Origin of the sequence: Bacillus sp. FSL R10-2201, assembly GCF_038008665.1 — a bacterium.
Classification (GTDB): Bacteria; Bacillota; Bacilli; order Bacillales; family Bacillaceae_G; genus Bacillus_A; species Bacillus_A mycoides.
Map to the genome: position 1 here is coordinate 2395784 of NZ_JBBOZP010000001.1, position 12893 is coordinate 2408676.

At 30.8% G+C, this 12893-nt stretch carries 9 protein-coding genes; 3 read left to right on the forward strand and 6 right to left on the reverse strand.

What is annotated here, in order from left to right; all coding sequences use genetic code 11:
- Window positions 1-26: 26 nt before the first annotated feature.
- Together NSQ69_RS12360 and NSQ69_RS12365 are read right to left on the reverse strand one after the other, a co-directional pair.
- Window positions 27-716, reverse strand: coding sequence for a galactosyltransferase-related protein (locus NSQ69_RS12360; RefSeq protein WP_341099295.1), 690 nt, complete (start codon window positions 714-716; stop codon window positions 27-29).
- A gap of 1210 nt (window positions 717-1926) precedes the next feature.
- Window positions 1927-2193 carry a DUF5065 family protein gene (locus NSQ69_RS12365; protein WP_087944691.1) on the reverse strand — a complete coding sequence of 89 codons (267 nt, stop codon included), beginning with the start codon at window positions 2191-2193 and terminating at the stop codon, window positions 1927-1929.
- Between the two features lie 511 nt (window positions 2194-2704).
- Between NSQ69_RS12365 and NSQ69_RS12370 the strand changes: the two genes are divergently transcribed.
- A complete protein-coding gene (locus NSQ69_RS12370) occupies window positions 2705-3904 on the forward strand; it encodes an NAD(P)/FAD-dependent oxidoreductase (protein ID WP_016120229.1) in 1200 nt (399 codons plus the stop codon).
- Window positions 3905-3970: 66 nt separating this feature from the next.
- Complete coding sequence (locus NSQ69_RS12375) at window positions 3971-5407, forward strand: MBL fold metallo-hydrolase (protein WP_078204200.1); 1437 nt, start codon at window positions 3971-3973, stop codon at window positions 5405-5407.
- Window positions 5408-5908: 501 nt separating this feature from the next.
- Here NSQ69_RS12375 and NSQ69_RS12380 read toward each other — a convergent pair.
- The 4 genes from NSQ69_RS12380 to NSQ69_RS12395 form a co-directional block, all read right to left on the reverse strand.
- A complete protein-coding gene (locus NSQ69_RS12380; protein ID WP_078204201.1) occupies window positions 5909-7036 on the reverse strand; it encodes a Ger(x)C family spore germination protein in 1128 nt (375 codons plus the stop codon).
- Window positions 7033-8136, reverse strand: a complete 1104-nt coding sequence (locus NSQ69_RS12385; protein ID WP_078206833.1) for a GerAB/ArcD/ProY family transporter — start codon at window positions 8134-8136, stop codon at window positions 7033-7035. The genes NSQ69_RS12380 and NSQ69_RS12385 overlap by 4 nt, the downstream gene beginning before the upstream one ends.
- Complete coding sequence (locus NSQ69_RS12390; RefSeq protein WP_002085466.1) at window positions 8123-9631, reverse strand: spore germination protein; 1509 nt, start codon at window positions 9629-9631, stop codon at window positions 8123-8125. Before NSQ69_RS12390 ends, NSQ69_RS12385 begins: the two co-directional genes overlap by 14 nt.
- A gap of 850 nt (window positions 9632-10481) precedes the next feature.
- Window positions 10482-11525, reverse strand: coding sequence for a Fic family protein (locus NSQ69_RS12395; RefSeq protein WP_002016992.1), 1044 nt, complete (start codon window positions 11523-11525; stop codon window positions 10482-10484).
- 1068 nt (window positions 11526-12593) lie between these two features.
- Between NSQ69_RS12395 and NSQ69_RS12400 the strand changes: the two genes are divergently transcribed.
- Complete coding sequence (locus NSQ69_RS12400; RefSeq protein WP_373688956.1) at window positions 12594-12821, forward strand: helix-turn-helix domain-containing protein; 228 nt, start codon at window positions 12594-12596, stop codon at window positions 12819-12821.
- The last annotated feature ends 72 nt before the right edge of the window (window positions 12822-12893 follow it).

Consider the following 12893-nt stretch of genomic DNA (forward strand, 5'->3'; position numbering starts at 1 on the left):
CTTTACAAAGGGTACAGATTAAAGTCTCATTGTTTTTTTTCTAAAATAAGTTGTCTCATGATTTCTGGATTATTGCTTGCATGTGCATAGCGTGTATACAAAGAATAATTCATTTCATAATGGGGATTGCCAATTGCCTTAACGGGTGGATGCCATAAGTGATATATACTTCTGTCCAACCTTTTAAAATGGCCACAGATGGTATTAACAGAAAATGTAAATGCATCATCTTCCCCACCCCATCCGAGAAATCTTTGATCAAAGCCATTTACAGATTCAAAATGCTTTCTTGGAATAATGACTAAGCCTCCTGTTATATTACCTATATAAGCATTGAAAGGATTTAATTCTAGTTCCAGTTTAATGGGCCAAATTACTTCTGTATTTAGTAATTTCTTTGTACTGTCTTCTGTTATATATTGAATATCAGAATACGGAACTATCCAAGCGTGATTATCAAGTAGGTTTATTGCTTCATTAATAAGTACTGGGTCGTATACAATATCCGCATCCGCGATTATAAAGATATCTCCTGTAGCTTTTCGTGCAGCATTATTGACTGCTTGTGATCGAGAAAAGAGATTTGTATTACAACAACCTACACAAATCTCTGCTTCTGGCAGTAATCGGTTATAGAAATCCTTTACCCAATTGAATATGACATCCCTTGGACCTTTATCAGATCTATAGGGGATTAAGATTGATATATTTTTCATTATTACTCTCCTTTACTCATTCTAAAAAACAATAATGCGTAAGAAAAATGCCTGAAAAGAGAATTTTTGTAACAAGAACTTCACTTAATTAAAATTACTTGTTCTGGAATTTAAAGTTATAAAAGTAAGTAGTTAAACTGTTACTTCCGTATCCAATGGTTTTTACTTAGATTTTTTAAAACAGTATGTTAAATTCATTATTATTTTATGCAGGAAACATGTATTTGGATAACATGAATATTAACGTTCATGAACTCATTGTGCATGAAATAATATTCAGTTTTAGTTTCGATTTAAGTTTAACCGTGAACAACGATTTATCAACGCCGTTCATACTTATGTCATATCATAATTTAGTTCGTTAGCTAATGTAAGATAATAGCAATGATATAGTTAATTTAAAAATCATTAAAATGCGATTTAGACATATTGTGTAATCATTGAAGTAAACCTTTCGTTGTTCCTTTCATATATTACAGGTGAAAGGAGGAAGGGATTTGAAAAAAAGAAAATATTACAATCTTACAAAGACATATTTTCTTTTCAGATTCTATGCGCTTTGTTGTTTTAAATTTGTTTTTTATTATTATTTCCTCCTTCATTTCTATTCAAAAGCTTTTATTTGTTCAACAATATATGATTGTATATGCTTTGCACAAATATTAGTAGATAGTTATAATCTTTCTAAAGTATCGTCCATAGTTTTCTAGCTTACAAATTTTCTTTAATCGGTGTCTTTTCATAAAAAAGCCTCCACATGTAGTATGTAAGGAGATTATCTCATGGGTTATTTACAAATAGTAGGTGGGGAATATTTGACGCTTACGAAATTCACATACGTGGATTAGTATTAAGATTCAAAATGTAAAATATCTAAAGACCTAAGTAAAAGCACACATTTTAAATAAAAAAAGTGAGAAGAATGAATAACATTCTTCTCACTTTTAGCAATTAGGGTCGGCATATACATAAATATGCGCTTGGGTGGAATTTTGGATGAAAAATCCACATGCATAGTATACCAAAATATTTAAGGCCCTTCGTATGCAATATTGCATACGAAGAGTAGGTGGATATAATAGTTAACTTACTTCTATTAAAAGTAAAATGTGTTTATATTAAAAAAGTTAAAATCAAATTGAAGCTGGTTAAGATCTTAATTCTTCATAGCTACCTAATTAATCAATTCTAGCTACTGAGTAGGAAAGAGTTAATTAATTTGAAAATGATTTGAGTAGGTAAATTCTCCGTTATACTTAATTACTGCAATATATGTCCCTTTAGTATATACATTTGTAATTGGTGTTCTCCAAATTTCTAACCCTTTAGGCGTAGTAATAAATTCTGGTTCAATTGTAATAAAGCGTTGTAAAGTACCGTCAGGGTGAACCTTGAAAATCTTCATTTTGGCACCAAAATGCGCTCTACCAAAACGTTGAGTTAAGTAGAAAGTATCTCCTGTTATGAGGTGTTCAATATTCCAGTCGGGTTGGTATGTACTATTTTCAGCTCCCTATAAATCAAAGGCTACGGGAAATATGGTAATAGCAATTCTCACATTATTGAGGGACTGGAAAAACAACAAAGACGTTCTCAAATGCATGTATAGATATTTATAACAAAGATTCAAAAAAGAATAGGTAATATAGCTATTGGAATAAGATTGTTTTTGTCTATCTCCTGAAAAGGAGGATGGACAAACCATACCAAAGAAACTTGCATTTCATTATCTATAGAAGTGTAATGTCATTAAAGTGAGATAGGATACAGGCTAATATTGAGAAATGTAAAGTTTGTAGAGTTTGAAACAAATTAAAGAAGTAACATAAGGGATTTACGCATATAGTAATGTCGACGGATAAAGTTAACGGAATATTCGTTTTAATAAGATAAAATAATAGTATTTTTATCTTATAATATTGTTACTACGATGAAATAAGGCTAATAATTAGTTAACTTAAAAATTAAATTCAGATAGGAAGAGGATAATGAAGACCAGAGATAATTATAAAATTATTGTGATTGGCGCTGGGACTGCAGGACTATCTTCTACTGCACATTTGTTGCGAAATGTATCCCTATTGAAAGAAAGTATAGCTATTATCGATTCATCTAAAAAACATTACTTCCAACCACTATGGAGTTTAGTTGGGGGAGGAATTGTTTCAAAGGAATGTACGATGCGTGATCAAGAATCACTTATTCCAAAAGGAGCAACGTGGATTCCTAAAAGTGTTGTTAAGTTGTTTCCAGATCAAAATAAGATACTTTTAGATGATGGAATGCTACTTGAATATGAGATTCTTATTGTAGCAGCCGGTATACAAATAAATTGGGGTGGTATTAAAGGCTTAAAGGAGTCTATTGGGACTAATGGGGTTTGTAGCAATTATTCTTATAAATATGTTGATTCTACTTGGAGAGAAATTGAAAAATTCAAAGGAGGAAATGCGATTTTTACCCACCCCAATACTCCTATTAAATGTGGTGGCGCCCCACAAAAAATTATGTATTTAGCAGAAGAGTATTTTTGTAATGGCGGTTTGAAAAACAGAAGTGAAGTAATGTTTTATTCTGCGAACGCTAACATATTTCAGGTACCGCGTTATGCTGAAACATTAGAACAAGTACTAGAAAGAAAGCAAATTATAACGAACTATAATAAAAACTTAGTAGAAATTATCGCTGAAAAGAGAGAAGCAATTTTTGAAGATACGCAAACACTGAAACGAGAAACAGTACCATATAGTATGATACATGTTGTTCCACCAATGGGGCCACCTAACTTTATTAAAGAAAGTGAGATAAGTGATCATCAGGGGTGGGTAGATATAAGTCCTTATACTTTGCAGCATGTAAAATATAAGAATATTTTTGGACTTGGAGATTGTACCAATTTACCTACATCTAAAACTGGAGCGGCAATTCGAAAACAAATACCTGTCTTAAAACAAAATATTTTGGACGTACTTAATGGAAGAGACTTGCAGGCTAATTATGATGGGTATACATCCTGTCCGATTGTTACAGGATATAAAAGTCTTATACTCGCTGAATTTAACTATGAACATGAGCCTCAAGAAACGTTTCCGTTTAATCAAGCGAAAGAACGGTATAGTATGTTTTTACTTAAAAGGTATATGTTGCCCTATATGTATTGGAATTTAATGTTGAAAGGGATTCTATAAGGAAAGATAGAGAGTTGTTGTAACAACCGAGAAGTAATTTGAAATAAGCATTTGGAGGGAATAGCTATGCTTTTAAAATATTTTTATGATGAAAAATTAGCTCATGCTTCCTATTTAGTTGGTTGTCAGAAGGAAGGCGTAGCAATTGTAATTGATCCAGGTCGGTATATAGAACAATATATAGAATTTGCTAAGAAAGAAGGGATGGAAGTAATTGCTGCGGCTGAGACTCATATTCATGCAGATTTTCTTTCTGGGTCTAGAGAACTTTCCCATCTTTATAATGTAAATTTATATGTATCTGATGAAGGAGATAGTGATTGGAAATATCAATATCTTAACGATGGCCGATACAATTTGGTTAGAGAGGGAACAGAGTTTAAGGTTGGTCATATAAAATTCAATGTCATTCATACCCCAGGGCATACGCCTGAAAGTATTTCCTTTTTAGTAACCGATACAAGTCAAAATAATTATATGAATGATAAGCCGATAGGAATATTCACAGGTGATTTTATATTTGTAGGAGATATAGGTAGACCCGATTTATTAGAAATTGCTGTTGGTATTAAAGATACCGCAAAAATAGGAGCGAAACAATTATTTGATTCTATACAAAAAATAAAAATACTCCCCGATTATTTGCAAATATGGCCATCACATGGTGCAGGAAGTGCATGTGGAAAAGCATTAGGAGCAATTCCAACTTCCACATTAGGTTATGAAAAGATGTTTAATTGGGCGTTTCAATGTAATGATGAAGATAATTTTATATCGAATTTATTGACGGGACAGCCAGAGCCTCCAAAGTATTTTCCATTAATGAAGCATTTAAATAAGTATGGTCCACCAACTCGTAAGAAGAGAGAGATTACTGCTATTTATATAGTAGAAGAACTTCAAGAAGTGATGAGGGGTGTTCAGCAAATAGTTGATATAAGGGATGTAGAGTGTTTTGCTGCTGGCCACATCGAGAAGTCAATTAACATACCTTATAACAATTCTTTCACAACTTGGTGTGGGGGGATATTAGATTATAAAAAAGAAACTTTAATAATTTTAGATGCGGAAAATGTTAAAGTGGAGGAAGTTATTAGAGACTTTGAGTCCATTGGCTTAGATAATATTATTGCTTTTGCACCTTCAAAGGTAATTCAAAGATTCCATAGTTTAGAGATTTATAAGGAAAAAACATCAAATGAATTATATCCGTTAATAAAAGATGGAAGTGTAAAGGTTATCGATGTGCGTAGTAAAAAAGAGTGGGATGAAGGACATCTTCATGATGCAATACATATCACTTTAGGTAATCTACTTGAACGGCTAGATGATGTACCGAAAAATTGTCCAATAGTTTTACAATGTCGAACGGGGTTACGTTCCGCTATAGCAGCTAGCATTTTACAAAAAGCTGATATAAAGAAAGTAGTTAATTTAAAGGGAGGATTTCTTACGTGGAAAAAAGAAGGGCTCCCCTATACAACATGTAATCAAGAAATTTGAAATATATCAAAAGAGTCAAATGAAAGAAAATAGAATCATTTGAAATAATCTAAGGGGATAAATAATAAAATTCAATTGTTATCAGTATGGGATATATAAACTAAAAATGATTTATTAAAGCCGCATTAAACGATAAAATTAAGCACAAATATGCTGATGTGTATCTATTCTATCAAAGTACATAAAACTAAAACTAAGATATTCGAACGAACTCAAAAAGCCGAAACCCCTTAACTTAGGAATTTTGGCTTTGATAATGGTATCTGGCATGTTTACTGCAATAGAGTTATAAGTTCTGAAATTCCTTAAATTAGAAACTTGTACTTGATTACCGTAGTTAAATTGTTGCCCTTTTAAAAGAACTGGTTAGAGAAAAAAGAAAAATCTATTGGTTAGCATTTAACCGAAAGATTTTTCTTTGAATTAGTGTCTTTTATATCATAATTATTGAGGAAGGGAAATTCGACTGAGAAATGCTGTCAAATAAAAGAATAGGCTAATCTAATTTCTAATGGTCCCAGTATCTTTTATTTTGACGTGTGTTTTTACAGTTATTTTAGCCTCTGCTAACGCTTGCAACCAATCTCCTTTTAGTTTTTTCCACTCGTTATATTGAAAAGCTCTAGCATATAACGATAATCCGATAGGATCAATTTTATTCTTTTGTAATTCATACAACATATTTTGTAATTTCTTATTAATTTCTTTTTGAACCTCATTTTCTAAATTATGTATGTTTTTTTTATTATCATAATGCTCCTTAATTAAATGTGCGTTAGTTTTTTCTATTACAGCTACATTAGCGTTTATATCGAAATTAAATACAAACTTTCCTTTTTGAAAATTAACATCTATTTTCCTAGTCGCATTCTGTATTAATATAGAAGTGTTTGGTTTTTGGCTGGATTTTTTAGGTGGAAGCACAAGGTGTAGTATCATCCGGCCTTTATTTTTGGGCTTATTTAAAAGATTGAAGAACTTAACATTTTTTTTAGGGATACGGCTTAAATATTTACCTTGTCGATCTAAAAGTGCAATTCCTACCGTGTCGATTTCATTCTTTGTTTTTTTTATAACTGGAACAGCTTGTGTCATTCCTTCTTCATTTTTTTCTCTCATTAATTGTTGAATCGTGGAAGAAACGGATTGATTATTTTGAATGGAGGATTCGATTACACTACTTATGTAAGATGGTAGTGATGGTTTATCGGGCTTATTAATTGTGAAAATTTCTTCTACAGGTCCATCAACAAGTACTACTTTAGCATTAATGGTAGCGTAAGGATCACGGTAAGAAGAATCAAGCTCCTGCATCCAATTTGCTTCTTGGGCCAATTTTTCCCCAATTAAAATGATTTCAGCTTTTGAGGCTGTCATATAGCCCGTTAACTTCGTATCTATTTTACTGAATCCATTATATACAGTGGATGCCCGCGCCCATTGCTCTATAGTACTTCTTTGCTGTTTATGATGAAAGAGTGGTATGCTTGTGCCCACTTTTATGTCTCCATTAGAAGTTCTATCTAAGGCGATTAACAGGATTAATGAAACCTGTTCAAGAGGGATTCTTTGACTACAACCGATTAAACATACACAACAAGTTACAATCCATATCCATTTTCGAATCAAAGTTGTTTCCTCCTAGTTAACCAAGTGAAAAGAATGCTGTATGCGAAAAAAAAGATTGGTAATAGAATAAAAAAAATGATATTTAAGATATCCATAAGAGAATATATAAACAAATATTGATCCACATCGGGATTTAGAAAAACGAATAAGCCGACTATTAAAAGCATAAAACCAACCAGCACCCAATTGCGAACGGTTTTTTGAAATAAAATGGTCACAGATTCGAAACTGAAAAATAAATACGGATATATTGTAGTGGAAAATACAATCAAATAGTAAGCGATATATAAAATTTCTAATCGTTCTATGAAAGAAAAACGAACTCCTTTTAACAGATGAAATACTGGCCAAATTACGTCTTTTATCCCCTCCGGACTAAAGTATATATAAGAAAGAATAGTCACATATAGATAGAAAAACATGGTTCCAGTATTCGCTATTAGTATTCCTTTTATGGCTTTTTGTTTTTTTTGTAAGAACGGATAAATAAAATATGCAATTTCTAAGCCCGCATAAGGAGTAATGGTTTCTTTTGTTGCCTTTACAATAGGGTATAAGCCATCTTTAAAAATAGGTAGTAGGTGTAAAGGATTGTAGTTACTCTTTAGTGAAAAAAGAAGAAATAGTGGCATCCAAGTAGTGAAGAAGAAAACAAGCATAGAATAACTAGTAAGAGCCCTTAACCCACTCAGGGCTAAAATAATAAAAGGCAATAGTAATAATATGGCGATTTGATAAGCAGGAGTGGAAGGGAATATCCACACTTTTATAATGTCAGTTGCCTTTAATAAAGTATTAAAACCAGCAAAAAATAGATAAAAGGCATATAAAAGAAGAAAAATTGTTCCTAGCCATTTACCAAAGTATGTTTTTAAAATCTGTGAGAAATTTTTGCTAGGACTTTTTTGTAACATTAATACAATAAATACGCCAATTATAGAAGTAACCATCCATCCCAGAATGATAGAAATCCAGCCATCTGTGCCAGCGGTAGTAGCAAGTGGGCTTGGCATAATTAACATACCTGATGCAAGTTGCAGTGAATGGATGAAAACAATAAATTCAAATAAAGTTATGTTTTGAAATTTAAGATTCCCCATGCGAACCACCTTCTTTTTTCTTTTTTTGTTCCGGCTGTCCTGTACTCGAGCGGGTGGTGATCATGGAAATAGGAAATCTTACAAAAGAATCTTTTAACTCTTGGAGACGAAATGGTGCAATTGGCAATCCATATGGTGAACCATAGGAAGTTAATGAAACAAAATGAGCAAATAAGAGCATTAATCCACTAACAATACCTACAATCCCATAAAAATAGGCTAATAACATCATTGGAAAACGAATAAGCCGAATACAACTTGATAAATCATAATTAGAAACAATAAATGATGCAATGGCGGTAATAGATACGATAATAACCATAACGTTACTCACAAGACCAGCTTGAACAGCCGCCTGCCCAATTACAATCCCTCCAACAATTCCAATTGTTTGTCCAATTGGTTGTGGTAAGCGAATACCAGCTTCACGTAGCATTTCTAGTGTGATTTCCATTATAAAAGCTTCCAATAAAGGAGAGAAAGGGACTTTAACTCTTGACGTTGCAATAGAAGTGTATAGATCTAAAGGAATGATTTCAAAGTGAAAAGAGACTATAGCAATATAAATTGCGGGTAAAAAAATAGCTATAATAAATCCTGCAAATCGTAATAAGCGAAAAAATGATGCAATGAGCCAATGTATATTATAATCATCTGGAGTCTGAAAAAATCCAATTAAATTCATTGGGACAATCATCGCACCAGGAGATCTATCAATTAACACTGCTACTTTTCCATCAAGTATATGATTAGAAATGGCATCTGGGCGTTCACTTAAATAAGCCTGTGGAAAAGGAGTCCAATTTTGATCCTTTGTAAAATTAGATAGTTCTCCAATGCTCAATACCGCATCCGTTTTAATTTTACAGATTCTAGTTTCTATTTCTTGGACCACATCTTCGTTTGCTACATCCCCTAAGTAAATTAGATAGACTAAAGAAGTGGCACGTTCTCCAATTGTCATTTTTTTAATTTTCAATTCAGTAGAAGGAATATATCGACGAATTAAGCCTATGTTTTTTGTGGCATTCTCAATAAACCCATCATGTGAGCCTTTAATAGTAACTTCTGAAATAGGTTCTTGAATCGCTCTTTCTGCCCAGCCTTTTGTATTTATTAGAAGGGACCTCTTTTCTCCTTCCATAAACAGTACACATTGTCCCTCAAGTAATCCTTCTTTAATTTCATTCCACGTATATACTATTTTGGTATGAGTAGCAATAATATTAGAATTAAATATTTGACTGTCTTCATTCACTTCTTGTAATAATGGTGTAACAACATTTCCTTTTAATGCAACACCATCTGTAAGGCCTTCAAAATAATATAGTAAAATATTCGTGTTTGTTTTTAATTGCAAAGGATGTTCAATCAAATCTGCACTAATATCAAAGATGTTATCTAATGTATTTTTAAGTTCTTTTAAGTTACTTGTTTGGATTTTTTCAATGGTTTTATCTGTCTTTGTTTCTAGGGTCTTTTCATTTAAGGACAAAATTGACACCTCTTTAATATATAACGATTAGTTGTAGTTATTATTTTTATATGTTTGAATTTTATTCACTAATTTAAACGGATTGAGATCAAGAATAACTAAAATTGAAGTACTATATTATAAATTCAATAATTGAGAGTAAAAAAGTAGATGTAATTTGTGTAGAAATCTAAGTATCAAGATAGAAGTGAAATTTGAATGATTATAATAAAAAAGAACCCTTGATAGGTTCTTTTTAATAGTTGGTAAATATGTTGTCAACAATAGATGGCGATAAAGGTAGTAATTTAGATGTCTTTATGTTACTCAGCTGAATTTTGTAGGAAGAATTATTTTTTCATACCTCAATGCTCAATAAAAAAGGACATTTCATTTATTTGGGTGTTTTAGTGTATTTGAATTTTGCACGCTAACAAATTTTGTTTAGGGACAAAATGTGAAGTTTTATTCTGAAATAACAGAAAGTTAATGCGGCAAAATTCCTATTGGTAATTTGGATAGGTATCAAATATTTCTTTGGCCTTATTTTCTTGATATGACCGTACGTTTATATGTTTCTAAGGGAAAGAAATATTTTCATTTTTATTACCATCTATTGTTTGATTAAGATGGTAACACGAAAATAAAACGTTTACAACCAGAAAATAAAGAAAAAATATTAAAATGCGACTTTTTTCGACAAATATTCCTATAAACCGTTTTATGTTTTGTAGGAATTAGAAATAACTAAATTAGTAATAATAGCTTAATATATTAAAGTGAAATTCAATGAATAAGAGTCCAAAGGCATGAATTTAAATGATAAAGTTATAATTTTCTTTTTTGAACTGTAAGTGTTTTACAAGTATAGTTAAACTTTAATCCAACTAGCATTTCTTCCTTTTGTCACTAGCTTAATATGGCCAAACAATTGCAAGGAATTTAAAGCCTTACTGATTGTACTCTCTGCTATGTCTGGATATGTGTTACGAATACACTCCTTAGTAAAGGGTTGTTTTTGTTTAAGGATAAAATCCTGAATTCTCTCCACTTTAGTATGCTTACATATAGAATCTAGAACTGTATTATGAAGATCTTTGTACGCCTCTAATATAATAGTTAAAAACGTTTTTAACCAAAAGCTACTATTATGTTCCTCGCAGTACCAATTTACCGAAGATTTATAAATTGAATTGTAATATTCAGATTCATTTTTCTTAATGTATTTATCCAGACATACATATTTTACAAATGTATTTCCACTCTTAATTAATAGCAATTGCATTAACATAAGTGCCAATCTGCCGTTACCCTGATTAAAAGGGACTATGCAATAAAAATTAAATATAAAACGAGCTATTAATAAAAGTGAATGATGGCCCTTACTAGAATTTAATGAGTTATATTGATCACATAATTGTTCCATTACTTGTGGAATAAGCTCATGTGGAAGAATGCGGTAACTATTTAAGTGCATTCCGTTTTCAGGAATACCTGGAATAGTAAACGGTTTTTCGCGCCATTTGGCACTGTCAGAGGTAATGTAATGTATTAATTGAAAATGTAATTCCTGTATAGTCTCTGGATTGATTAATAAATCACAGGAATTCTTATGTACAAAAGTAAGTGTTTGATAAAAACAAAAGATAGCATCTTCCGAAATATTTTGAGGTACTATATCATCTAAAATAAGTTCTTTTAATCTTTTATTTGGGACTTTTATATCTTCATAGGTAGTAGTAAAGTTTTTTATGTAATGAAGTGGTATGGTTTTTTCTAAGCTAGTAAATATATCAGGATTTTGTTCCTGATAAGCAGCTAATTTTCCTTTTAATTCACTAATTTCACTGATTATATTTAATAGTCTCCTTTTTAATTCAATATTTTTATACTTGTCATCGAAAAAATTTCTCATTTTTATTCCCCCTGTAACCCCTTAACATGCTGTTACATAAATCTTTCCATTCTAAAGATAGTTTACAACATTATTTTGAAATAACAATATATTTATTTTGATTTTGAACTTATTTTAGAATCAAAATTGTTATTTAAATTTGATTAAAGAGTTAGAACTTATGATTAATCATGTTTGAATAAAGAATGAATATACACAGATAGAAAATATAGTTTGACTTAAATTCCTTTTTATGAATTTACGAGATGAAAATATAATTTTAGAATTATTCTTAGTGTAGTTTGCTGTATTATTGCTGGGAATTTACTAGAAAGTAACTAATTTTCACAAATAAAATAAAGAAATCTTAAAGAGGAATCAATAGGATCTAATTTGAATAGGCATAATCCTAACACTAAATGTGCAAATGTACAATAATTAAATGAAAAAAATATGAAAATATCGACTTTTTTCGACAAAATAAATTAAATAGAAAAACAATCTAATGTAAGAAAATTGTTGCTTTAGATGGTCTCTGCATTTCATAAATTAATATTGAAGGAATTATCAAATGATTTTTACGAGTAATAAAAGAGTAGATATATAAATTAAATTGTGACAATTATAAAGTTAGTATTCTCCATTTTCATTATTTAATTTAACAAATTTAATAATATTAAGGTGACTTTTCTATATTTAATATAAGTATTTGATGGGGTATGCTCATAAAAAGTGTCATTTTCTATATATCCATGTAGCATTTAGCGCTTGTATTGCGAAATATTTTGACATAAGTTAATTTAAATATTAGGTACAGAAACATTTTAAGGAAAAGAGTCAGTATAAAAGTACCCTGAAAAACGTTTCACCCTAAAAACGTTTTTCCTCAAGAGATTTTCAGGAGCACTAAAGTTTTTTAATTTGTTTCTGTGCCTTATTAGATAAAAATAATATAATAAGTTGTTTAGAAAAGGTGAAAAAATTTTCGAACTCATATCACTAACTCCGTATGGTCTAGTTAAAGTAGGAATTTAAAGAAAAGGGCTAGCTCTAGTTATAATTAGTGCAGTTAATAGGGGGGCTACTCAAATTTTTTTGTTAGATTTAGTAATAATAATTATAAACGAGTTAATTCAGTATAAAAAATGTAATGTTACACAATTGACGAAGCTTTTAAAAATTCCACAATCCACTGTTTCCCAACATTTATCGAAAATGAGGGGGAAGGTGCTAAAGGCTGAAAAAAAGGGTTTAGAGATGTACTATTATATTACTAATCTAAAGGCGAGTCAGATTGTTGGTATTTTAGGTTTGTAAATAAACAAAACTTCACATATTTCATTATAAGTAAAACGCAGAATAATCCCCCACAAATACGTGGGGGATTTC